The sequence below is a fragment of the Pseudoduganella sp. SL102 genome (assembly GCF_027856995.1).
Classification (GTDB): domain Bacteria; phylum Pseudomonadota; class Gammaproteobacteria; order Burkholderiales; family Burkholderiaceae_D; genus Rugamonas; species Rugamonas albidiflava.
In genome coordinates this window covers 867,496-890,068 of the sequence record NZ_CP115554.1, presented here as the reverse complement: position 1 = coordinate 890,068, position 22,573 = coordinate 867,496, and the positions used below count along the sequence as shown (strand labels likewise).

The window sequence follows — 22,573 nt, the reverse complement described above, 5'->3', positions numbered from 1 at the left end:
CTACTCCACGCAGGCCGCGAGGGTGGCCAGCAGCGCCTCGTGCGGCGCCGTCGTCACGATGGCCGTGCCCAGCGGCTTGATGAGGATGAACTTGATGGCGCCGCCCTCGTTCTTCTTGTCGACTTCCATCAGCTCCAGCCAGCGGTCGATGCCCAGGTCCGGCGCCTTGACGGGCAGGCCGGCCGCGGCGACCACGCTGCGGATGCGTTCCACCGTGTGCGCATCGATGTAGCCCAGCCGGTGCGACAGGTCGGCCGCCATCACCATGCCGCAGCCGACGGCCTCGCCGTGCAGCCAGGCGCCGTAGCCCATGCCCGCCTCGATGGCGTGGCCGAAAGTATGGCCGAAGTTCAGGATCGCGCGCAGGCCGCCTTCGCGCTCGTCCTGGCGCACCACGTCCGCCTTGATTTCGCAGGAGCGGGCGATCGCGTAGGCCAGGGCGGCGCGGTCGCGTGCCACCAGCTTGCCGATATTGGCTTCGATCCAGTCGAAGAATGGCTCGTCGATGATCGGGCCATACTTGATCACCTCGGCCAGGCCGGCGGCCAGCTCGCGCTGCGGCAGCGTTTCCAGCGTGGAGGTGTCGGCCAGCACCACCTTCGGCTGGTAGAACGCGCCGATCATGTTCTTGCCGAGCGGGTGGTTGATGCCGGTCTTGCCGCCCACCGAGGAATCGACCTGCGACAGCAGCGTGGTGGGCACCTGGATGAAGTCCACGCCACGCATGTAGGACGCGGCGGCATAGCCGGTCAGGTCGCCGATGACGCCGCCGCCGAGCGCCACCAGCGTGGTCTTGCGGTCGCACTTGTTGGCCAGCAGCGTATCGAAGATGCGCATCAGGCTGGCCCAGTTCTTGTACTCCTCGCCGTCATCCAGCACCACGGAAATCACTTCCTTGCCCGCCGCGGCCAGCGGGGCGGCCAGGCGCTCCAGGTACAGCGGCGCGACGGTGGTGTTGGTGATGATCGCGACCTTGCGGCCGCCGACGTGGCGCGCCAGCATGGCGCTGTCGTCGAGCACGGCCGGGCCGATCGAGATCGGGTAGCTGCGCTCGCCGAGGTCCACGTTCAGGAGGATATTGGTCTGTTCGTTCATGGAAGCCTGTGCTTGCGTAATACAGTTGGGCGCATCCTGGCAAGCCAGGGCGTCCAGCTGGTTGATGATGATCTGGACCATCGATTGTACGTTAGGCCGGCCGGTATCGACGACGATGCGCGCCATCTCCAGGTACAGCGGCTCGCGCTGGGCCAGCAACTCCTCGAGTTTCTTGCGCGGATCGGCCGTTTGCAACAGGGGCCGGTTCTTGTCGTGGCCCGTGCGGGCAAGGATGCTGGTGATGCTGGCGCGCAGGTAGATCACGGTACCGTGTTCGCGCAGCAGCGCGCGCGATTCGGGATTGAGGATGGCGCCCCCGCCGGTGGCGAGCACGATGCCCTGCTGGCCGCACAGGTCGCGGATCACTTCCGCCTCGCGGCGCCGGAAGCTGGCTTCCCCTTCGATCTCGAAGATCCACGGGATCGTGGCGCCGGTGCGTTCCTCGATCTCGTGATCGGAATCGACGAAGCGCATGCCCAGTTTGCGGGCGAGCAGGCGGCCGATCGTGGTCTTGCCCGCCCCCATCAGTCCTACCAAAAATACATTTTGCATCGCGGATCAGATTAGTGCATATCGCACCATTGTAATCCGAGTGGCAAGACTTGCCTCCACGCGATGCCCCGTCAAAACCGGTGACAGGCTCCGATTTCAAACAAAACCGGTGACAGGCTCCGATTTCGAAAACTTTCGAACGCAATCGGAGCCTGTCACCGGTTTTCAGGGGACGTTGCAAAAGAAGTGGAGCCCGTCACCGTTTTTCAGGAAACATCGAAGCAAAACTGATAACGGGCTCGGGTTTCGAAACACTTTCCAACGTAATCGGAGCCTGTCACCGGTTTTCAGGATATTTCCTGGAAAATGGTGCCTGTCACCGGTTTTCAGGAAATATTGCAAAAACAACTGGAGCCGGCTCAGTTTTCTGGATCAGCGGGCGGAGACCTTGTCGGCCACGATCTTCGGCGTGATGAACACCAGCAGCTCGGTCTTTTCGCTGGTGCGGCTGGTGGTCTTGAACAGGTGGCCGAGCACGGGCACGTCGCCCAGCAGCGGCACTTTCGACACGTTGTTGCGCTCGGTCTGCTGGTAGATGCCGCCCAGCACGACGGTACCGCCGTTTTCCACCATCACCTGGGTCTTCACGTGTTTCGTGTCGATCGCGAAGCCGGCGCGGGTTTCGGCGCCCACGCTGTCCTTGTTGACGTCGACGTCGATGACCACGTTGCCGTCCGGCGTGATCTGCGGGATCACTTCCAGGCGCAGGTTGGCCTTGCGGAACACGATCGACGTGGCGCCGCTGCTGGTGGCTACCTGGTAGGGCAGCTCCAGGCCCTGCTCGATGGTGGCCACCGACTTGTCGGCCGTGACCACGCGCGGGCTGGAGATGATCTTGCCGGTGCCGTCGGCTTCCAGCGCCGACAGTTCCAGGTTCAGGAAGCGGTTCGCGGCCGAGTTGAACAGGCTCACGGCCAGGCTGCCCGCCGCCACGCCGTTGATCGGCGCCGCCGGCAGGTTGATGAACTGCGTGTTGCTGAAGTCGTCGGCCGAACTGCCCGGCTCGACCTGCCCGGTCAGCCGGCCGGCGCCCGTCATGTTGCCGGATACGAAGGCGTGGTTGCCGCCGTTGGTGCCCTTGAAGTCGGCGAAGCCCAGCTTGGCGCCCAGGTTGCGCGTGAAGCCATCGTTGGCTTCGACGATGCGCGCCTCGATCAGCACCTGCCGGCTGGCGATGTCGGTCTTGGAAATGAGCTTGCGCACTTCTTCGAGGCGGGACGGAATGTCCGTCACGAACAGCTGGTTGGTACGCGGTTCGATGATGGCGCTGCCGCGGCGCGACAGGATGCGGTTCTTCGCGTCGCTGGCGCCGTCGAGGCCGAACACCATCTTGAACGCCTCGGCCTTCTGGTAGTTGAGCTGGAAGATTTCCGACTTCAGCGGCTCCAGGTCGGCGATCTGGGCACGCTGCTCCAGCTCCAGCTTTTCCTTGGTCAGCAGCTCTTCCTTCGGCGCGATCCAGATCACGTTGCCGTTCTTGCGCATGTCCAGGCCCTTGGCCTGCAGGATCACGTCCAGCGCCTGGTCCCACGGCACTTCCTTCAGGTGCAGCGTCAGGCTGCCCGTCACGCTGTCGGACGAGACGATGTTCAGGCCCGAGATGTCGGCCACCGCCTGCAGCGCGGCACGCACCTCGATGTTCTGGAAGTTGAACGACACCTTCTCGCCGCGATAACCCTGGGTGCCCTGCACCAGCTTGTTCGGGTCTTCCTTGATCGGCTTCACTTCGATCACCAGCTGCGTGTCGCTCTGGTACACGTTCTGTTCCCACAGGCCGGTAGCCTCCACCTGCAGGCGCACGTTCTCGCCTTGCGGCGCGGTGGTCACGCGGGTCACCGGCGTGCCGAAGTCGGTCACGTCCAGCCGGCGGCGCAGCGTTTCCGGCAGGCCGGTCTTCAGGAAATCGACGGTGACGCCCTTCGGGTTCTGCTTCACGTCGACCGCCACGGTGTTGTTCGGCAGGTCGACGACGATGCGGCCTTCTCCGCCGGTACCGCGGCGGAAATCGACGGCGCGCAGCACGGGCTTGCCGGCCGCCTTCGGGGCAACCGGGACCACAGGGGCAGCCGCGGGCACGCCGCGCGCATCGAGCGCCGTGGCGACACCGCCCGAGCCATCGATGGTCAGGATCACGTTCTTGCCGTCCACCGCCGTGGCGTAGTTCAGCGCGCGCTTCAGGTTGAACACGAGCCGCGAACGGTCGCCGGCCTGCACCGCGTTCACGCTGCGCACGTCGCCCACCTCGATGTCCTGCGCGGTCTTGCCGGTGGCGTTGCTGGTCTTGCCGAAATCGAGCGCGATGCGCGGCGGGTTCGCGGTCGCGAAGCTCACCGGTGCCGCGGCGGGCGCGTGGCCGAGGGCGATCTTCACGATCACGTTTGCGCCCTGCCGGCTGGCGGTCACGGATTCGATCGCATTGCCGGCTTGCGCGCGGGCCGGCATGCTGGCGCCCACGCAGGTCAGTGCGAGCGCCAGGGCGGCGCCGAAGCGGCGCATGGTGTCCATTGCGATCATGGGGAGATCTCCTTGCTTTCCTGCAGTTCCAACGTGGCGATGCGCTCGACCCATTCGCCGCTCGCATCCTGTACCGTTTCCTTCACGTTCACGGCGCTTTCCGACACCGACGTGACGATGCCGTAGTTCTGGCCCAGCCGCTGTCCGGCCTGCACCTGGTAGACGGTGCGGTCGATCTGCAGCAGGGCGAGCACCGAGCGGCCCTTCTTCATCATGCCGACCATGCGCATCGTGTCGAGCGGGAAGCCCTCGAGCGGTTCCTTGCGCCGGCTGGTATCCGGCGCCACGCCGGTGCCCGGGCGGGCGGCGGCGCGGTCGGTCAGCAGCTTGTTCGGATCGAACGGATCCGGCGAGCCTGCCGACGCGTAGGCGAACGGCATGAACGTCTTCGGCTCGGCCAGCGGCTTGACGGCCACGCGGGTCGTCGCGTCCACTTCCTTCATCCACTGCCGCACTTCCTGTTCGTCGCGGTCGCCGCAGCCTGCCAGGAACGCGAGCAACAGCAGCGCGGCGGGAAGCCTCGCCTGTTTCATCATCGGCGTCATTTCCTGCCACCCTTCTTCTTCTCTTCGGCCGCCTTCTTCTGCGCGGCCACTTCATCCTGGTCGAGGTAGCGGAAGGTCTTGGCGACCGCGTTCAGCGTCAGCGTGCCATCCTTGTTCGTCACCAGTTCCATGTTGTTCAGCGTGACGATGCGGGGCAGGTTCGCCATGTCGCCGGCGAATGCGCCCAAGTCGTGGTAGCCGCCGGTCACCTTGATATCGATCGGCAGCTCGGCGTAGTAATCGCGCGCCACCACCTGGCCGGGCTTGAACAGCTCGAACTGCAGGCCCCGGCCGACGCCGGCCTGGTTGATGTCCGACAGCAGCGCCGCCATCTCGGCCTTGCTGGGCAGCTGCTTCTCGAGGCGCACCACGTACTGGTCCACCTGCGCCTTCTGGGCCGTCAGCGCATCGAGGTTGATCGCCTGCGCCGTCTTCAGCCGGTACTTGTCGCGCAGCTGCTGTTCCTGGGCGGCACCCGCCTCCTGTTCCTCGAACTGGCTGCTCCAGTAGCCGAAGTAGCCCAGCACCAGCATGCCGATCACCACGCCGATGCCGCACAGGATGCGCGGCGCCAGCGGCCACTGGCCGGGACGCACGCCGTTCAGGCCCTGGAATTGCGCGGCCAGCGATTCGGCCAGGCGCCGCTTTTCGACTACCTTGTCGATTCCCTTGCCGGCCGCCTTGCCGCCTGCCCTGTCGTTTCCCTTGTCGAATACCTTTGCGATTGCCATGTCAGCCTGCCTTCGCGGCGGCCGGCGTGCCGGTCCCGCCGTCTGCTTCGTTACCGTCCGCGTCGTTGCCTTCCTTGTCGCGAGGGCGCTTGATGCCGACCACGAGCGAAAATTCGACGACCTTGCGCGGGTTCTTCGCCTGGCCGATCACGCCCGCCTTCACCTCGATCAGGTCCGGCCGTTCCAGCCACGGCGATGCGCTGGACAGGTTGCGCAGCAGTTCGGACACGCGCTCCTGCGATTGCGCGTAACCGTCGACCGTCACGCGCTGGCCATCCTGGCGGAAGCCTTTGAGGTAAACGCCTTCCGGCGTCTGCCGCACCAGCTCGTCGAGCAGGTAGACCGGCTGGTTGCGGTCGCCCTGCAGGTCTTCCACGGCCTGCTGGCGCGCCTTCAGCGCCTCGATTTCCTGCTTGAGGGTGGCGATGCGGGCGATCTTGCCGTCCAGCGCCGTGATCGCCGTCTGCAGGACCGCGTTGCGCTGTTCCTGCACCGCGATGGCGCGCGCGTTGTAGCCGCCCACCAGCAGCACGATGCCGACGCCGATCAGCGCCGACAGCAGCAGCAGCGCGACGAACGCCGCCTTGCGCTGCTTGCGCTTTTCTTCACGGTGGGGCAGCAGGTTGATGCGGACCATCAGCCGAACCTCCTCAAGGCGAGGCCGCAGGCGACCAGGTAGGCCGGCCCGTCGGCGCGCAATTGCTGCTCGCGCACGCCGGGCGCCAGCGCCATGCCGTGGAACGGCGAGACCACCGCGCTGGCGATGCGCGTGCGGCTGGCCACGATGTCCAGCAGGCCGGGCAGCATCGCGCAGCCGCCGGCCAGGAAGATCTGGTCGATCTTCGTGTAGGGGGTGGAGGTGAAGAAGAACTGGATCGCGCGCGTGACTTCCAGCGCGGCCGATTCCAGGAAGGGCTGCAGCATGTCGGCCGCGTAGTTGCCCGGCACGTCGCTGCCTTGCGCGCCGCCCGGCTGCATGCTCCATGTCTTCTTGCGCGCCTCGGCTTCGTCGAAGGCCAGGCCGTAGGCACGCACGATGTCCTGCGTCAGCGAATTGCCGCCGAACGGCTTTTCGCTTTCCCAGACCGTGACGCCGTCGACCAGTACCGACACATGGGTAATCGACGCGCCCATCTGGAACAGCGCGATCACCTGCCCGGCGGCCGCGCCGGGCATCTGCGCCGCCACGCGGGTCACCGCGGCGCGCGCGGCATACGATTCGATATCCATCACGGAAGCCCTCAGGCCGGATGCCTCGGCCACGGCGACGCGGTCCTCGATCTTTTCGCGGCGGGCCGCGGCCAGCATCACTTCGATGTCGTCCTGCGAGCTGCCCACCGGGCCGATGACGTCGAAGTCCAGGCTCACGTCGTCGAGCGCGAAGGGGATGTACTGGCTGGCTTCGGACTCGACCTGCACTTCCAGCTGTTCCTCGGAGAGGCCGGCGGGCAGCACGATCTTTTTCGTGATGACGGCGGCCGGCGGCATACCCAGCGCCACGTGGCGCGCCCGGGTGCCGCTTTTCTTCAGCAGGCGGCGCACCGCGTCGACCACCTGGTCCAGGTTTTCGATGTTGCCGTCGGCCACCGCGCCGCGCGGCAGCGCCTCGGCCGCGCAGCGCTCGACACGCAGGCCTTCCTTGCCGGCTTCGGCCAGTTCGACCAGGCGCACGCCGGAGCTGCTGATGTCGAGCCCGACGAGCGGTGGCGCGGCGCCGCCGAACAGCGTCTTCCAGTCTGGCATCATCGATGCATTCCCTGCCCGGCACGGTGGGGAACCGCTCCGGAATAATTAGTAAAAAGTGAAAAATCCGTTTGAAAACCGTCGCTTACGTGAAAAATTCCGGACGGCAAGATGGATGCTAGCAATTCCGCAGGGCAACTGTAAAGGTATTTCCGCAGGGCATATTTACTTTCATGTGCGCGGGAAGCCACACTCTGGCGCCGGCACGTGGCCAGGCCGACAAGACAGTTGCCGGCTTGTTCACTGCCGCGCCGGGCAAGCGCGCCAGCGGAAGCGGCTCGCTTATAATGCCTGCACAAAATTTCAAAGGTTTTCCCTGCATGACTCCTCCGAACAACGCTTCCAACAAGGCCAAGTCGAAGTCCCCGAAGAACCTGCTGCTGATGGCGCTGGGTTCCGTGGTCGGGCTGGTACTGGTCCTGGTGCTGCTCGTCGTGTTCGGGCTGGCGCTGGCTTACCCCAGCCTGCCCTCGCTCGATACGCTGACCGATTACCGCCCCAAGATGCCGCTGCGGATTTATTCGGCCGACAACGTGCTGATCGGCGAATTCGGCGAGGAACGCCGCAACCTGGTGCGCTTCAAGGACATCCCGGACGTGATGAAGAAATCCGTGCTGGCGATCGAGGACGACCGCTTCTACGAGCACGGCGGCGTCGATTACCTGGGCATCCTGCGCGCGGCATTCCACAATGCCACCGGCGGCGCGCGCCAGGGCGCCTCGACGATCACGCAGCAGGTCGCGCGCAACTTCTTCCTTTCCAGCGAACAGACCCTCAAGCGCAAGGCCTATGAAGCGCTGCTGGCCTGGAAGATCGAGCAGAACCTGACGAAGGACCAGATCCTCGAGGTCTACATGAACCAGATCTACCTGGGCCAGCGGGCCTATGGCTTCGCGTCGGCGGCGCAGATCTACTTCGGCAAGGACCTGCGCGACATCTCGATCGCCGAAGCGGCCATGCTGGCCGGCCTGCCGAAGGCGCCCTCCGCCTACAACCCGGTGGTGAACCCGAAGCGGGCCCGGACGCGCCAGCAATACATCCTGCAGCGCATGGCGAGCCTGGGCTACATCACGCCGGCGCAGTACGAAGAGGCGAAGAACGAACAGCTGAAGGTAAAGACCGACAGCAGCGAATTCGGCGTGCATGCCGAATACGTGGCCGAGATGGCGCGCCAGCTCGTCTATGAACAGTTCAAGGAAGACACCTATACGCGCGGCCTGAACGTGTTCACCACGATCACCAAGGCGGACCAGGATGCCGCCTACCTCGCGCTGCGCAAGGGCGTGATGGATTACGAGCGCCGCCACCCGTACCGCGGGCCGGAAGCCTACGTGGACCTGCCGAAGAACCGCGCCGAAGCCGACGAGGTGATCGAGACCGAACTGGCCGAGCACCCGGACAGCGACGATATCGTGGCCGCCATGGTGCTGTCGGCATCGCCGGCGAAGGTGACGGCGATGACCGCCTCGGGCGAGGAAATCACCATCACCGGCGCAGGGCTGGCGATGGGCAAGGCATGGCTGTCCGACAAGGCGGCGCCGAACCGCCGCATCCGCCGTGGCGCCGTGATCCGCGTGATGCAGGAGGAGAAGGACTGGCAGATCACGCAGATGCCGGAAATCGAATCGGCCTTCGTGGCCGCCAGCACCGAGGATGGCGCGATCAAGGCGATGGTGGGCGGCTTCGACTACAACCGCAACAAGTTCAACCACGTGACGCAGGCATGGCGCCAGCCGGGTTCCTCGTTCAAGCCGTTCATCTATGCCGCATCGCTGGAGCGCGGCCTGTCGCCGGCCACCATCATCAACGATGCGCCGATTTCCTTCGACGCCGGGCAGACCGGCGGCCAGGCATGGGAACCGAAGAACTACGACGGCCGCTACGAAGGCCCGATGACGATGCGGCGCGGCCTGACGAAGTCGAAGAACATGGTGTCGATCCGCATCCTGCACAGGATCGGCGCGAAATATGGCCAGGAATTCACCACCCGTTTCGGTTTCGAGGCGGACAAGAACCCGCCCTACCTGACCCTGGCGCTGGGCGCCGGCGCCGTGACGCCGCTGCAGATGGCCGGCGCCTATGCCGTGTTCGCGAATGGCGGCTACAAGGTGACGCCTTACCTGATCTCGAAAGTCACCGATGCCAACGGCCGCATCCTGTCGCAGGCCGCGCCCGACCGCGCCGGCGTGGAAGGCAACCGCGTGATCGACGAGCGCAACGCGTTCCTGATGGATTCGATGCTGCGCGACGTGGCGCGCTATGGCACCGCCGCCAAGGCCCAGCAGATCCTCAAGCGCCCGGACCTGGCCGGCAAGACCGGCACGACCAACGACTCGATCGACGCCTGGTTCGCCGGCTACCAGTCGAAGCTGGTGGGCATCGCCTGGATCGGCTACGACCAGCCGAAGAACCTGGGCAACCGCGAAACGGGCGGCGGCCTGGCGCTGCCGATCTGGATCGGCTACATGCAGAAGGCGCTGAAGACCATCCCGGTCGAGGAACGGCCGGTGCCGGACGGGATCGTGATGGCCAATGGCGATTACTACTATGCCGAGAACCCGCCGGGCGTCGGCGTGGAAAGCCTGGAAGGCGCCACGCGCGGCACGCCGGAAGAGGAAAAGGCGCGCGACGCCGTCAAGAACGAGCTGTTCTAGCCGAAACCGAATAATGGGGACGGACCCTGTTTTTGAAGAAATTTCTTCAGAAACAGGGTCCGTCCCTATTTTTTAATGAGTACTTCATGTCTGGATTAAAACCCGCGCAGCTGCGCACCGATGTCCTGTCGGGCATCACCGTGTCGCTGGCCCTCGTGCCGGAGGCGATCGCCTTCGCGCTGCTGGCCCGCGTCAGTCCGCTCACCGGCCTGTACGCCGCGTTCATCGTCTGCCTCGTCACGTCCGCATTGGGTGGCCGGCCAGGCATGATCTGCGGCGCGGCGGGCGCGCTGGCTGTGGTGATGACGAGCCTCGTCGTCACGCACGGCGCCGAATACCTGTTCGCGGCCGTGGTGCTGATGGGCGTGTTCCAGCTGCTGTTCGCTGCGTTCAGGCTGGGCAAGTTCATTCGCATGGTGCCGCATCCGGTGATGCTGGGCTTCGTCAACGGCCTGGCGATCGTCGTCTTCATCGCCCAGTTCGGCCACTTCAAGGTGGGCGGGCAATGGCTGCGGGGCGATGCGCTGTGGACGATGCTGGGCCTGGTGGCGCTGACCATGGCGATCATCTATGTGCTGCCGCGGCTGACGAAGGCGCTGCCGGCATCGCTGGCGGCGATCCTGCTGGTCTCCGGCCTCGTGGCCGCGCTGGGCATCGACACGAAAACCGTCGGCGACATGGGCTCGATCGCCGGCGGCCTGCCCGCGTTCCACCTGCCGCAAGTGCCGCCGACACTGGACACCCTGTACATCGTGCTGCCGTATTCGCTGATCCTGGCCGCCATCGGCCTGATCGAAACGCTGCTGACGCTGAACCTGATCGATGCCATCACCGATACGCGCGGCAGGCCGAACCGCGAAAGCATGGCGCAGGGGCTGGCGAACGTGATCAGCGGCCTGTTCGCCTCGATGGGCGGCTGCGCGCTGGTCGGGCAGAGCATGATCAACATCGACAACGGCGCCCGGCACCGCCTCTCCGGCATCACGGCGGCGCTGTTCCTGCTGGGATTCATCGTGCTGCTGTCGCGCTGGATCGAGATGATTCCGCTGGCCGCGCTGGTGGGGCTGATGTTCGTGGTCTGCGAAAAGACCTTCGCCTGGGGCAGCCTGCAAACGCTGCGCAAGATTCCCCGGCAGGATGCCGTCATCGTGGTCGGCGTCACGCTGATCACCGTGCTCACGGACCTGGCGGTGGCGGTGCTGGCCGGCGTGGTGTTTGCGGCGCTAGTGTTCGCGTGGCAGCACGCCAAGGAAATCCGCGCCGACATCTCGACCGACCAGCGCGGCTGGAAGGTGTACACGCTGAAGGGCTCGCTGTTCTTCGCCTCGACGGCCAACTTCGCCGCGCTGTTCGACCCGAAGAACGACCCGGCGCACGTAGTGGTCGAATTCCGCGACGCGAAGGTGGTGGACCACTCGGCCGTGGAAGCGATCGACACGCTGGCCACGCGCTACCAGCAGGCCGGCAAGACGCTGCACTTGCGGCACCTGTCGCCGGACTGCCTGGAGATCCTCACGAATGCCAAGGGCATGGTCGAGGTGAACGAGTTCGAGGACCCGCACTATCACATCGCCGATAACCGCTTGAGTTAGTCGCCCTGACCGCGAGCCACTGATGTCGTTCCCCCCAAAGGCGTAACCCTGGGGTCAGACCCGGCGGGTCTGACCCCGGCCGTTGCAGTTGGGTGAAAGATGTTCAGGATGTGGATTCGCGAGGGTCCTAATGTTATGGATTTTCGAGAACGGTGACAGGCACCATTTTTCCGGAAACAGATGTTCCAGATTAATTGGTGACTGTCACCGTTTTTTGGGGGCAAGCCTGCAGCGGCCGGGTAAAAACGGTGTTACGGATTTTCGCTGACGATCACCGGCGAGCCGCCGGACTGTTCGGTGGCGATCTGCGACAGCGCGTCGAACAGCTCGCCGCCGTCGCGCGTGTCGATCCAGCGGCCATCGACACGGCGGTAGTGGAAGCCGCCGGAGCGCGCGGCCACCCACAGTTCCTGCATCGCGGCCTGGCTGTTGACGATGACCTTGGAACCGTTGTGCAGGAATTCGATTTCCAGCACGTTGCCGTTGCGGCTGCATTCGACATCGAGCCGGTTGTCGTCGTTCAGGCGGTCCAGCGCGGCTTCGATGGCATTCAGCGTGCTGTCGGCCAGGTCCAGGAATTCGGTTTCGGTCATGCTACACTCCAAGGGTTCTGTAATAACGAGATTCTAATCGTGAAGTCCACTCCAGCGCGTATCTTGATTCCCATGCTGATCGCCGTATCGCTTGCCGGTTGCGGCCAGACCGGTGCCCTGTACCTGCCAAAGCCCCCCGTCAAGACCGATTCGCCGACCGGCAAGCCCGGCGTGGCGCCACCTTCCGCTCCCGTTCCTTCGACGCCCCCCGCATCGCAACAGTAAATTCTTCCGCAGACTCCCAGTTCATCCATGTCCCACTTCGACTATCAGAACGGCGTGCTGCACGCCGAAGGCGTTTCCCTGCCCGCCATTGCAGAGCAATTCGGTACGCCGACCTATGTGTATTCCAGGGCCCAGCTGCTGGACAACTTCGATGCCTACGCAAATGCGTGTGCCGGCCGCGATGCCCTCATCTGCTATGCCATGAAGGCCAATTCGAACCTGGCGATCCTGGATCTGCTGGCGCGCCGCGGTGCCGGCTTCGACATCGTGTCGGGCGGCGAACTGCTGCGCGTGATCGCCGCCGGCGGCGATCCGAAGAAAGTGATCTTCTCGGGCGTGGGCAAGAGCGAGGCGGAAATGCGCCTGGCGCTCGGGCATGACATCCTGTGCTTCAACGTGGAGTCGATCCCCGAGCTGCACCGGCTGAACGCCGTGGCCGACGCGCTGGGCAAGAAGGCGCGCATCTCGCTGCGCGTGAATCCGAACGTGGACCCGAAGACGCACCCGTACATCGCCACCGGCCTGAAGGCCAGCAAGTTCGGCGTGGCCTTCGACGATGCGCTGGCCACCTACCGCACCGCCGCGCAATTGCCGAACCTGGAACCGGTCGGCATCGATTGCCACATCGGCTCGCAGCTGCTGGACGACACGCCGCTGCTGGAAGCGCTGGACCGCCTGATCGAGCTGATCGACGCCCTGGCGGACGAAGGCATCCACCTGCATCACCTGGACATCGGCGGCGGCCTGGGCATCGACTATGGCGTGGCCGGCGAAGACCAGCCCGCGCCGGCCGGCGACTACGTGAACCGCGTCTTCCAGCGGGTCGAGGCTTGGCGCGCTGAAAAGCACGCCGGACGCGGCATCAAGGTGATCTTCGAGCCGGGCCGTTCGATCGTGGGCAATACCGGCGTGCTGCTGACGAAGGTGGAATTCATCAAGCACGGCGAAGAGAAGAACTTCTGCATCGTCGACGCGGCGATGAACGACATGGCCCGCCCTGCCCTGTACCAGGCGTGGATGGACATGCAGCCGGTGAAGCAGGCCAGCGCGCAGCAGGAAGGCCGCGCCGTGTTCGACGTGGTCGGCCCGATCTGCGAATCCGGCGACTGGCTGGCACGCGACCGTGAACTGCCTGTCGAGGCGGGCGACCTGCTGGTCATGAAGACGGCCGGCGCGTATGGCATGACGATGGCCTCCAACTACAACACCCGCGGCCGCGCCGCCGAGGTGATGGTCGACGGCGGCCAGGTGCACCTGGTGCGCCGGCGCGAGACGCCGGAAGAGCTGTTCGCGCTGGAATCGGTGATCCGCTGACAAACGGCAAAACCGGTGTCTGACACCTTTTCCGGGTGAATCATCCAGAAAAAGTGTCAGGCACCATGAAAATTCTTCAGGCGCTGGCGCGAGCCGGCGCTTTGCTTTTCTGGCGCGCCCACCGCACCCGCATCAACAGCAGCGCGCCGACGATGCAGGCGAACAGCAGCGGCTGCGCCAGGTCGTTCTTGGCGGACTTCATCCACCAGTAATGCAGCACGCCGAGCGGCACGATCGCGTAGACCAGCCGGTGCAGCCACAGCCAGTTCTTGCCGCCCAGCCGTTTTACCATCGCGTTGGTGCTGGTGGCCGCCAGCGGGATCAGCAGCACGAAGGCGATGAAGCCGACCAGGATGAATGGCCGCTTGGCGACGTCCTTCAGCATGGCCGCCACGTCGAAGAAATGGTCGAACCACAGGAAGGTGATGAAGTGCAGCAGGCCGTAGAAAAACGCGTACAGGCCCAGCATGCGCCGCAGCTTCAGCACCCAGTTCCACTTCGACAGGCGCCGCAGCGGCGTGACGGCCAGCGCGATGCACAGGAAGTACAGTGTCCAGTCGCCCGTCGAGTGCGTGATGTATTGCAGCGGTTCGACCAGCGCATCGGTGAACACGAGGTAGACCAGGCGGGCGAGCGGCACCAGGGCCAGCACGTGCACCAGCGCCTTGATGCCCGTGAGCTGCCGCGCAGTGGGCTGCATCAGAACCATTTCTTGAGATCCATGCCCGAATACAGCGACGCCACGTCGTTGTAGCCATTGAACATCAGCGTCTTGCGCTTGCGCGACAGGAACGAGTCTTCGCCGATGCGCCGCTCGGAAGCCTGCGACCAGCGCGGGTGATCCACGTCGGGATTCACGTTCGAATAAAAACCGTATTCGGACGGTGCCGACTTGTTCCATGCGGTGCGCGGCATGTCGCGCGTAAACCGGATCTTGACGATCGACTTGGCCGACTTGAAGCCATACTTCCACGGCACCACGAGGCGCACCGGCGCGCCGTTCTGGTTCGGCAGCACTTCGCCGTACATGCCCAGCGTGAGCAGGGTCAGCGGATGATTCGCCTCGTCGATGCGCAAGCCTTCCACGTACGGCCAGTCCAGCACGCGGCTGCGCACGCCGGGCATCTGCTGCCGGTCCGCCAGCGTGATGAATTCCACGTATTTCGCGTTGCCGGTCGGTTCCACGCGCTTGATGATTTCCGAGAACGAGTAGCCCACCCACGGGATCACCATCGACCAGCCTTCCACGCAGCGCAGGCGGTACACGCGCTCTTCCAGCGGCGCCAGCTTCAGCAGCGAGTCGATGTCGAGCGTCATCGGCTTCTTCACTTCGCCTTCGATCGCCACCGTCCACGGCCGCGTGCGCAGGGTGCCCGCATTCTCGGCCGGGTCGCTCTTGTCGGTACCGAATTCGTAGAAATTGTTGTAGGTGGTCGCGTCCTTGCGCGGGGTCTGCTTGTCCAGCGCGGAGTACGAGGGATTGAGCTTGGCCGGCAGTTTCTGGCCGGTGCCCTGGGCGAACGCTTCGCGCGTCAGCATCTCGAGCAGTGCGCCGCTGGCGATCGTGCCCGCGGCGATCTGCCGGATGAAATCGCGCCGCGCTTCGAACACATGGCGCGGCGTGATTTCGGAGGAAAACGGCAGGTCGATGCCGTTGGGGGAACGCTTGATCAGCATGATGGCTCCGGGCGGAAAGGTTATACCAATAGGTTACTGCGACCTTACACCATTCCCGCCAGCCATTCGTTTAGGACAGCATTAAGCGCTCCCGATCCTGCTTACAGCTCGCCGTAGGAATGCAGGCCCGACAGGAACATGTTGACGCCCATGAAGGCGAACGTGGTGACTACCAGGCCGACCAGCGCCCACCATGCGCCCACGCGGCCGCGCAGGCCGGACATCAGCCGCATGTGCAGCCATGCCGCATAGTTCAGCCACACGATCAGTGCCCAGGTTTCCTTCGGGTCCCACGACCAGTAGCCGCCCCACGCTTCGGCCGCCCACAGCGCGCCCAGGATCGTGGCGATCGTGAAGAAGGCGAAGCCGGCCGAGATCGACTTGTACATGATGTCTTCCAGCACCTCGGCATCGGGAATGCGTTCCGCCAGCCGGTTGCGCAGCAGGTTCGTCACGGCGAACAGCACAACGAGGCCGAGGATGAATTTGCTGGTGCCCAGCGTGGAATTGCGGATCGCCTCGCTCGCATCGGTCACGAAGGCAACCAGGTTCATGATGGCGATGAACCCCAGCGGCACGGCCACCAGCCAGATCCACATGGTGCGCGGCCGTTCATACTTCAGCAGGAACGCCCAGCCCAGCATGGCGGCCAGCGCGAACGTGCCGTAGCCGATGAAGTTGGCCGGCACGTGGATCTTCATCCACCAGCTCTGCAGCGCCGGCACCAGGGGCTGGATCTCGTGCGCATCGCGCGTGACGGTGTACCACAGCAGGAAACCCACCGCCGCCGAGACGATCAGCATCACGAACGGGCCCAGCTGGCGTGTCGCGTAGCGGCCTTCGTAGTACAGGTGGAACATCGCCGTGATCAGGCAGAACAGGATGAACACCTCGTACAGGTTCGAGATGGGAATATGGCCGACGTCGGGCCCGATCAGGTAGGACTCGTACCAGCGCACCATCATCGCGGTCCAGCCCAGCAACAGGCCACCCCAGCACAGCCGCGCGCCGATCGCGCCGCCGGCGGTGGAACGGGCCACCAGCCCGATCCAGTAGAACAGCGTGGACAGGAAGAAGAACACACTCATCCACAGGATCGCGGACTGGCTCGACAGCATGTAGCGCAGCCAGAAGCGCTTCTCGCCCGCCGCCAGCTCGCCGCCGTACATGGCGATCGCGCCCAGCGCCAGCACCGCCATCGCCAGCATCAGTGCCCGCATCGGCTTCCAGTGCCAGCCCAGCGCCGCGAACGTGGGCACGGACAGCAGCAGGATGGCCTTTTCGTACCCGTCCATGTACGCGCCGTAGCGGTTCAGGCCGAACAGCGCGCCGGCCAGCAGCGCCAGGCCGAACAGCCAGTCGAAGGCCGACAGCCGGCGGAAGTAGCCGGGGGTGGCCGCGTAGGGTTGGTTTTGGGTAATTTCCATCATGGTCTCCAGCTTCTCGTATCGTGCCTTGCCTGCCGCCTGCCGTCCGCCTGCCGTCCGACTGCTTTTTGGCCCGCTCCGCCAGCTTACGCCTTCAGCGGCAGCTTTTGCTTCAGTTCGTCGAATTCGCGGTCGAAATCGAGCGTGCGGCGCTGCGTGCTCATCGCCATCAGCGCGTGCGCCCCGTCCTCCTGGCCGCGGACCCACACCCACAGGCGCCGCTCGCGGACGTAGAACATCGCGAACACGCCCAGCACGAGGAACAGGCAGCCCAGGTACACCACCGACTTGCCGGGCGAACGCGTCACCTGGAACACGGACGCCTTCACCTGCTCGAACTCGTCCAGCTGCAGGTAGACGGGCGCGCCATAGAAGAAGCTGTCGGACAGGGCATTCATCGACAGCTGCAGCCAGCGCGCATGCTTCTCGTCCGGCGCGATGGCGGCCAGGCCGTCGCGCTCGCGCGCCACGTTCCACAGCTCCCACAGCGTGCCGTTGAGGATCTTCATGAAGATGTCGGCCGCCTTTTCCTGCTCCGCCTTCGGCACCTTTTCCAGGAAACGGCTGACCGACATGTAGCCGCCCGCCTCCTTGTCGCCGGCGAAGATCTCGAGGCTCTTCAGGGCCGACAGCGCCAGCTGCGACTGTACCGTATCGCTTTTTCCACCGCCTGGCGACATGCGCGCCGCATACGTGCCGGCGGCACGTTCGCGCAGCGCAGGGTCGTGCAGCGCGGCGCGCAGGCGCATCCAGTCGCGCACGCTGTGTTCATCGTCGGCCGGGATGCGCAGGTAGCTGAACGGATCGCCCGGGCTGGCGCGCACGCCGGACAGGAACATCGGCACGCCTTCCAGCGTGACCGGCTGCATGTAGTTCTGGAATTCGCGCGCCTGGCCGGTCTGGTCGCGCACCTTGTACTGCACGCTGGGGCCGACGTTCTGCAGATCCTTGTTGTTGGCGTTCTTGGCGGCCGAACCCAGGTGCTTGTCGAGGCCCAGGGCAAACGCGCTGCCCAGCTTTTCGCCCTGCTTCACGGCGCGCACGTCCTGGCTGGCGGTGTTTTCCACGTTGAACGGGCGGAAATCGGTCCATTCGACCGTGTGGGCATCGTCCAGCCTGGTGGCGTTGCCGACGATGCCGTCGATCGCGAACTTGCCGCTTTGCGTGCCCTGCATGGGGAAGCCGGTCAGTTTCAGCTTGCTGCCACCATCCTCGAAGCTGGCCTGGTACACGGCCAGGCCTTTCCAGATGAACGGCTTGTTGACTTCGATGGTGGCCGTTTGCGTCTCGCCGGTGGCGTTATCGCGCACCACCACATCGCTGGCGAACAGCTTCGGCATGCCGGTACTGTAGAAATCGATCGTGAACTTCTTCAGCTGGATCGTGAATGGCAGGTCCTGGATCAGCACCCCGTCCGGCCGCGACAGCACGGCCGAGCTGCTGGCCTGCCCTTCCGGGATCACGGTATTGCCGCGGAACGTGGGATTCGACACGCCCAGGCGGTGCTTGTCCGGGATCGCCGCGATCAGGCCGTCGCCGGTAAACGGTGTCTTGTCCAGCGCCCACTGCTGCAAGCGAACGGGAATATCCGAGTCGAGCAGGCCGCCCACGCAGATGATGACGATGGCGCTGTGGGCGAAGATGTAGCCGAACTTGTTGGCCGCGCCGCGCTTGGCCGCCACCAGCAGGCCGCCGTCCTTTTCCACGACCCTGGCCTGGTAGCCCGCGTGCGCCAGGCGCTGCGCCACCTGGCCGGCCGGCGCGTCCGCCCGCAGCGGCGACTGCCACTCGGCCTTGTGGTGGAAATTGCGCAGCGACTGTTCGCGCACGTTCTCGCGCCAGCTGCGCATGTCCTTGACCATCTTCGGCGCATTGCGCACCACGCACAGCGAGGTGGAGACGACGAGGATGCCCATGATCACCAGGAACCACCACGCCGAGTACACGGCGTACAGCCCCAGCTTGTCGAACACGTCGAACCAGAACGGGCCGAACTGGTTCACGTAGTTCGGCATCGGCTGGTTCTGCTGCATGATCGTGCCGATGATGGCGGAAATCGCGATCATCACCAGCAGCGCGATCGCGAATCGCATCGAAGACAGCAGTTCGACCGCTTCGTTGAACGCCTGGCGGCGGGTGTTGAGACGGATGCCCGTCGTGCTGGTGGTGCTCATGCGGTGGTGCTCATACAGTAGTGCTCATGCGGCTGTGCTCATCTGAAGCTTCATGTGGGACTTCATGTGAAGCCCGGCTTTTTTGTATACAATTTCGTCAGGCATAGTAACAAAAAAAATGGCGGCCCCGTCGAGGTAGCCGCCTTTTTTTCATGCCATCCGCCTGTCGACCGCGCGTGCGCCGTCCATCAAACCAGGCACCCGCTCATTTCAGTCCGGCCACGTAATCGGCCACGGCCTTGATTTCATCGTCGGTCATGCGCTGCGCGATCGTCGTCATCTCGACGCTGTTCTTGCGGCCGTGGCCCTTGAACGCGCCCAGCTGGGCAATCGTGTAGTCCTGGTGCTGGCCGCCGATGCGCGGGTATTTCGACGGATTGCCGGCACCGGCCGGGCCGTGGCAGCTGGCGCACGCCGGCACGGCTTTCTCGGCCAGGCCGCCGCGGTAGATCTTCTTGCCCAATTCGATCGACTCGCGGTTTTTCGCGGCGCCCGGCTTCTGCGACTGGGCGGCCAGGTACGCGGAAATGTTCTTCTTTTCCTCGTCCGTCAGCATCTTGGCGTACGTCGTCATGATCGGCTGTGCGCGATCCGGCTTGGTGAAGTCCACCAGCTGCTTGTACAGGTACCCCTCGGGTTGTCCGGCGAGCTTGGGATTGGCGACGATCGTGGAATTGCCGGCGGCGCCGTGGCAGGACAGGCAGGAAGGCAGGCCGCGGGCGGGATCGCCGTCGGCATAGAGCGTGGCGCCCTTGGCCGGATCCACTTTCGGCGCCTGCGGGGTGGCGGCGCTGGCCGTCCCCGCGAAGAGCGCCATCATTGCTATGAACATCGAGCGTACCACTGGTGAATACCTACGATTCATTCAGCACCTCATTTAGCCAGCTTAAGGAAACGAGTCAATAAAATGTCGCAATGTTCGAGTGCTCCGGGCCGCCCGGAAGCGGGCCGCAACTCCTTATTGTACAATAGCTTCCCGGCACGACTGCCTGTTCTCGTAGCAATTCTTCATGTCCAAGCTCTGGCAAGCCCGCTTCTTCACGACCGTCAACCACCTGCGCGACCTGCCCCGTACCACGGTGCCGGAGATCGCCTTCGCCGGCCGTTCCAACGCGGGTAAATCGACCGCCATCAATATTCTCTGCAACCAGAAGGGGCTGGCGTTCGCCTCGAAGACGCCGGGCCGCACGCAGCACATCAACTTCTTCAGCGTGGGTGGGGCGCACGTGGCGATGCACCGCCATGACCCGACCAACATGGACGAGGTGCGCTGCCTGATCGCCGACCTGCCCGGCTACGGCTATGCGGAAGTGTCCGGCGACGCCAAGCTGCACTGGCAGCGCCTGCTGGGCGACTACGTGCAGCGCCGCGACCAGCTGGCCGCGCTGGTGCTGATGATGGATGCGCGCCGCCCGTTCACCGACCTGGATATCCAGATGCTGGAATGGTTCGCCCCCACGGGCAAGCCGATCCATTGCATCCTGACCAAGTCCGACAAGCTGACCCGCAGCGAGGCGGTGAACACGCTGCGCCAGGCCCAGGCCAAGCTGGACAGCTATGTCGACGAGGAGGGCGAAGGCTTCCCGTTCACCGTGCAGCTGTTCTCGGCGCTGAAGCGTGTCGGCATCGACGAAGCCACCGCGAAGATCGAGGAGCTGGTCGGGCTGAACGTCGATCCCCCCGCGCCCGAACCCGAGTCCGAGTCCGACCCCGACCCCGAATAAGGAATCCCCAGCGATGCACAGCTCCCACTTCTCCGCCCAGTTCCCCGCGATGCGCATGCGCCGCATGCGCCGCGATCCGTTCTCCCGCGCGCTGATGCGCGAGAACGTGGTCACCGCGGCGGACCTGATCTACCCGGTCTTCATCCTCGAAGGCAGCAACGTGCGCGAGCCGGTGCTGTCGATGCCGGGCGTGGAACGGGTCTCGGTCGACCTGCTGCTGAAGGTGGCCGGAGAGTGCGTGTCGCTGGGCATTCCGGTGCTGGCGCTGTTCCCGGTCATCGACGCATCGCTGAAGACGCCGGACGGTATCGAAGCCACCAATCCGGAAGGCCTGGTGCCGCGCGCCGTGCGTGAACTGAAGAAGCATTTCCCGGAACTGGGCATCCTCACCGACGTGGCGCTGGACCCGTACACCAGCCACGGCCAGGATGGCCTGATCGACGAAGCCGGCTACGTGATCAACGACATCACCACCGGCATGCTGGTGCGCCAGGCGTTGACGCAGGCCGAAGCGGGCGTGGATGTCGTTGCGCCATCGGACATGATGGATGGCCGCATCGGCGCGATCCGCCAGGCGCTGGAAGGCAAGGACCACATCCACACGCGCATCATGGCTTACTCGGCCAAGTACGCCTCGGCGTTCTATGGCCCGTTCCGCGATGCCGTCGGCTCGGCGAAGAACCTCGGCAAGGGCGACAAGAACCAGTACCAGATGGATCCCGCCAACAGCGACGAGGCACTGCGCGAAGTGGCCGGCGACCTGCAGGAAGGCGCGGACATGGTGATGGTGAAGCCCGGCATGCCGTATCTCGACATCGTGCGCCGCGTGAAGGACGAGTTCAAGGTGCCCACCTTCGCCTACCAGGTCAGCGGCGAATACGCGATGATCAAGGCGGCCGCGCAAAACGGCTGGCTCGACCACGACAAGGTGATGATGGAATCGATGCTGGCCTTCAAGCGCGCCGGCGCCGATGGCGTGCTGACGTATTTCGCACTGGATATCGCGCGCAAGCTGAAGGGCTTGTAGCCAGGGATCGGTATCGGTCAGGAAGCGGGCATTGCCCGCTTTTTTTCGCCCCGGCCGCTCAGCCCCCGGCCTTGCCGTAGATGCGCCCGTCGCCGCCCGAGGTGTACAACGCGCCTGCAGGATGCACGGGCGGTTCGTCGCGCTGCTGGCGCGGCACCTGCAGCGGCGCCAGGCGGTCGCCCAGCGCCGGCACGGCTTTTTGCATGGCCACGTCGAGCGTGGCGATGACGCCCACCTTCACGTCGCGCCGCGGCGTGGTCGCCGCATCGAGGATCGCATCGGCCACCTGGTGCGGATCGAGCTTCGGCGACGGCAGCGTGGGCTCCCGGTCCATGTAGTTGCGCGCATGCTGCGGCAACGGCGTGTCGACCGACGTGGGTTCGACCAGCGTGATCGACACCGGCGCGCCGTCGACCTGCTCGACCTCCACCCGCAGCGCATCCGTGAAGCCCTTCACCGCATGCTTCGAGGCCGTGTACATGCCCTGCATCGGGATCGGCACCTCGGATGCCTCGCTGCCCACGTTGACCAGCGCCCCGCCCTGCCGGCGCAGGAGCGGCAGCGCGGCCAGCGAGCCGTTGACCATGCCCCAGAAATTGGTCTCGAACAGCCGGCGGCTGTCCGCTTCGCTGACTTCCTCGATCCGGCCGTAGATCGTGCAGCCGGCATTGTTCACCCACGTATCGATGCGCCCGAAGCGGGCGATGGCGGCGGCCGCCACCTGGTCGACCTGTGCGCGGTCGGCCACGTCGGCCGGCATGGCCAGCACTTCGCCGCCCTCCGCCGCGATCGTGGCGGCGACGGCGTCGAGCACGTCGGCACCGCGCGCGACGAGCACGAGGCTGGCGCCGCGCGCGGCGGCGTTCCTGGCCGTTGCCAGCCCGATGCCGCTGGTGGCGCCGGTGATGACGATGACTTGCCGGTCGAGCGGCTTGAGCGATGCGGACATGCGGTTCCTCCTGGTCGATGGCGTGAAAACTTATCAG

General features: G+C 65.0%; 19 protein-coding genes. 6 read left to right on the top strand and 13 right to left on the bottom strand.

Annotated elements, in window-relative coordinates; all coding sequences use genetic code 11:
- The 6 genes from aroKB to OU994_RS03880 all read right to left on the bottom strand — a co-directional run bounded on the left by aroKB (position 1) and on the right by OU994_RS03880 (position 7,180).
- The gene (aroKB, locus tag OU994_RS03905) at positions 1-1,620 is read right to left on the bottom strand and encodes a bifunctional shikimate kinase/3-dehydroquinate synthase AroKB (RefSeq protein ID WP_373922605.1); all 1,620 of its coding nucleotides are present in this window, start codon (positions 1,618-1,620) and stop codon (positions 1-3) included.
- A gap of 399 nt (positions 1,621-2,019) precedes the next feature.
- Positions 2,020-4,152 (bottom strand): type IV pilus secretin PilQ, encoded by a 2,133-nt coding sequence (gene pilQ / locus OU994_RS03900; RefSeq protein ID WP_373922604.1) that lies wholly within the window; start codon positions 4,150-4,152, stop codon positions 2,020-2,022.
- A 5-nt stretch (positions 4,153-4,157) separates the two neighbouring features.
- On the bottom strand, positions 4,158-4,697 hold the full coding sequence (locus tag OU994_RS03895; RefSeq protein ID WP_307722083.1) for a pilus assembly protein PilP: 540 nt from the start codon (positions 4,695-4,697) through the stop codon (positions 4,158-4,160).
- A 5-nt stretch (positions 4,698-4,702) separates the two neighbouring features.
- Positions 4,703-5,437 carry a type 4a pilus biogenesis protein PilO gene (locus OU994_RS03890; RefSeq protein WP_281609690.1) on the bottom strand — a complete coding sequence of 245 codons (735 nt, stop codon included), beginning with the start codon at positions 5,435-5,437 and terminating at the stop codon, positions 4,703-4,705.
- 1 nt (position 5,438) lies between these two features.
- The gene (locus OU994_RS03885; protein ID WP_281609689.1) at positions 5,439-6,074 is read right to left on the bottom strand and encodes a PilN domain-containing protein; all 636 of its coding nucleotides are present in this window, start codon (positions 6,072-6,074) and stop codon (positions 5,439-5,441) included.
- The gene (locus tag OU994_RS03880) at positions 6,074-7,180 is read right to left on the bottom strand and encodes a pilus assembly protein PilM (RefSeq protein WP_373922603.1); all 1,107 of its coding nucleotides are present in this window, start codon (positions 7,178-7,180) and stop codon (positions 6,074-6,076) included. Before OU994_RS03880 ends, OU994_RS03885 begins: the two co-directional genes overlap by 1 nt.
- 383 nt (positions 7,181-7,563) lie before the next feature.
- On the opposite strand from OU994_RS03880, the gene OU994_RS03875 reads away from it, so the two are divergent.
- A complete protein-coding gene (locus OU994_RS03875; protein ID WP_174800460.1) occupies positions 7,564-9,834 on the top strand; it encodes a penicillin-binding protein 1A in 2,271 nt (756 codons plus the stop codon).
- Between the two features lie 86 nt (positions 9,835-9,920).
- On the top strand, positions 9,921-11,426 hold the full coding sequence (locus tag OU994_RS03870) for a SulP family inorganic anion transporter (protein WP_281609687.1): 1,506 nt from the start codon (positions 9,921-9,923) through the stop codon (positions 11,424-11,426).
- A 251-nt stretch (positions 11,427-11,677) separates the two neighbouring features.
- Here OU994_RS03870 and cyaY read toward each other — a convergent pair whose 3' ends face one another.
- Positions 11,678-12,019 carry an iron donor protein CyaY gene (gene cyaY / locus OU994_RS03865; RefSeq protein WP_131148076.1) on the bottom strand — a complete coding sequence of 114 codons (342 nt, stop codon included), beginning with the start codon at positions 12,017-12,019 and terminating at the stop codon, positions 11,678-11,680.
- A 39-nt stretch (positions 12,020-12,058) separates the two neighbouring features.
- On the opposite strand from cyaY, the gene OU994_RS03860 reads away from it, so the two are divergent.
- Positions 12,059-12,244, top strand: coding sequence for a lipoprotein (locus OU994_RS03860; protein ID WP_229420576.1), 186 nt, complete (start codon positions 12,059-12,061; stop codon positions 12,242-12,244).
- 27 nt (positions 12,245-12,271) lie between these two features.
- The gene (gene lysA / locus OU994_RS03855; RefSeq protein ID WP_281609686.1) at positions 12,272-13,558 is read left to right on the top strand and encodes a diaminopimelate decarboxylase; all 1,287 of its coding nucleotides are present in this window, start codon (positions 12,272-12,274) and stop codon (positions 13,556-13,558) included.
- Between the two features lie 76 nt (positions 13,559-13,634).
- Here lysA and OU994_RS03850 read toward each other — a convergent pair whose 3' ends face one another.
- From OU994_RS03850 to OU994_RS03830, 5 genes are all read right to left on the bottom strand, one after another.
- Positions 13,635-14,267 (bottom strand): sulfite oxidase heme-binding subunit YedZ, encoded by a 633-nt coding sequence (locus tag OU994_RS03850; RefSeq protein ID WP_281609685.1) that lies wholly within the window; start codon positions 14,265-14,267, stop codon positions 13,635-13,637.
- Positions 14,258-15,235, bottom strand: a complete 978-nt coding sequence (gene msrP, locus OU994_RS03845; protein WP_281609684.1) for a protein-methionine-sulfoxide reductase catalytic subunit MsrP — start codon at positions 15,233-15,235, stop codon at positions 14,258-14,260. Before msrP ends, OU994_RS03850 begins: the two co-directional genes overlap by 10 nt.
- 101 nt (positions 15,236-15,336) lie before the next feature.
- A complete protein-coding gene (gene ccsB, locus OU994_RS03840; protein WP_281611571.1) occupies positions 15,337-16,662 on the bottom strand; it encodes a c-type cytochrome biogenesis protein CcsB in 1,326 nt (441 codons plus the stop codon).
- Positions 16,663-16,748: 86 nt separating this feature from the next.
- The gene (locus OU994_RS03835; RefSeq protein ID WP_281609683.1) at positions 16,749-18,836 is read right to left on the bottom strand and encodes a cytochrome c biogenesis protein ResB; all 2,088 of its coding nucleotides are present in this window, start codon (positions 18,834-18,836) and stop codon (positions 16,749-16,751) included.
- Between the two features lie 205 nt (positions 18,837-19,041).
- Positions 19,042-19,656 (bottom strand): cytochrome c, encoded by a 615-nt coding sequence (locus OU994_RS03830; protein WP_373922544.1) that lies wholly within the window; start codon positions 19,654-19,656, stop codon positions 19,042-19,044.
- A gap of 190 nt (positions 19,657-19,846) precedes the next feature.
- Between OU994_RS03830 and yihA the strand changes: the two genes are divergently transcribed.
- Both yihA and hemB read left to right on the top strand, forming a co-directional pair.
- On the top strand, positions 19,847-20,560 hold the full coding sequence (yihA, locus tag OU994_RS03825) for a ribosome biogenesis GTP-binding protein YihA/YsxC (protein WP_281609682.1): 714 nt from the start codon (positions 19,847-19,849) through the stop codon (positions 20,558-20,560).
- A gap of 13 nt (positions 20,561-20,573) precedes the next feature.
- Complete coding sequence (gene hemB, locus OU994_RS03820) at positions 20,574-21,587, top strand: porphobilinogen synthase (RefSeq protein WP_281609681.1); 1,014 nt, start codon at positions 20,574-20,576, stop codon at positions 21,585-21,587.
- A 58-nt stretch (positions 21,588-21,645) separates the two neighbouring features.
- On the opposite strand, the gene OU994_RS03815 is transcribed toward hemB, so the two are convergent.
- Entirely contained in the window at positions 21,646-22,536 is an 891-nt protein-coding gene (locus tag OU994_RS03815; protein ID WP_281609680.1) for an SDR family oxidoreductase, read from the bottom strand.
- Positions 22,537-22,573: the final 37 nt, after the last annotated feature.